Consider the following 1,169-nt stretch of genomic DNA (forward strand, 5'->3'; position numbering starts at 1 on the left):
CCAGCGCGTGGGCGAGGGGGGAGTTGAACCCCCACGTCCGTTAAGACACACGGACCTGAACCGTGCGCGTCTGCCATTCCGCCACTCGCCCGAGTGCGACTATCACGCTATCACGCGATCCACGCGGCCCGAGCCGTGGGCGGCATGAGGCTGGAAGCATACGATCTCAGGGTCGGGAGAAGGCCTGGAGGAGGGGAGGTCGAGATGGGCGTGCTACAGCGCTTCGAACGCCGCCTGGGGGGCCTCGTCGAGGGTGCATTCGCCAAGGTCTTCAAGGGCGGCGTCGAACCGGTCGAAATCGCCAGTGCGCTGGCCCGGGAGACAGACGACCGGCGTGCGGTCAGTTCCAACCGCGTGCTCGTCCCCAACGAGTTCGCAGTCGAGCTCGCCGTGGGGGATTTCACCCGACTCGCCCCTTATACTCAGGCGCTCTGCGACGAGCTGGCCGAGATGGTCCGCGAGCATGCCGCCGAGCAACGCTACACGTTCGTCGGCCCCGTCAACGTGCGGCTCGCCGAGGCCGAAGACCTCGATGTCGGGGTGTTCCGTATTCGCAGCAGCGTTGCCGCAGCCGACCCCGGCGCTGTGGCCGCTCGACGCGGCCCCGCACGCCCACGATCGAACGCTCCGGGGGCGCCGCGCCTATTGATCTCCATCAAGCCCGGGCCGGAGAGCCGGGCCGCCGGGGAGGAGCGCGAATATCCGTTGGACAGCGAGACCACCGTCATCGGCCGCAGCGTCGAATGTGACATACGTCTCAATGATACGGGGGTTTCCCGCCGGCACGGTGAGGTCCGACGGATGCCGGATGGCCAGTTCGTCTACATCGACCACGGCTCGACCAACGGCAGTATCGTCAACGGCCGCGCGGCCAGCCAGGTGCGGCTCGTCGACGGCGACCAGATCGAACTGGGCGCAACAATCCTCGCCTTCCGCCGGGAGGACCCGCGAGACGTTGACGCGAACCGGGCCACTCGGCGTGTTCCAGCCAGCCCAGCGGGAGCACCAGGCCCGTACCCCCCCGCAGCCGTCCCGCCGGCCACCGCGGCGGCCGATCCGTACGACCGGCCGGCGGACCCGTACCGGGGTGACCCGCGGCACGGCGGTACCCCGGCCGGCTATCCGCCTCCGCCGGCGGACCCGTACCGGGGTGACCCGCGGCACGGCGG

General features: G+C 70.0%; 1 protein-coding gene and 1 tRNA gene. One reads left to right on the plus strand and one right to left on the minus strand.

The genetic code is table 11. The features are described 5' to 3' along the window. Positions 1-8: 8 nt before the first annotated feature. A tRNA-Leu gene (locus U9980_RS08195) sits at positions 9-91 on the minus strand. Between the two features lie 113 nt (positions 92-204). On the opposite strand from U9980_RS08195, the gene U9980_RS08200 reads away from it, so the two are divergent. Then, the coding region (locus U9980_RS08200) for a DUF3662 and FHA domain-containing protein (RefSeq protein ID WP_322767385.1) at positions 205-1,169 on the plus strand (965 nt) is incomplete at its 3' end.

It is taken from the genome of Protofrankia sp. Cr1 (assembly GCF_963555865.1).
Classification (GTDB): domain Bacteria; phylum Actinomycetota; class Actinomycetes; order Frankiales; family Frankiaceae; genus Protofrankia.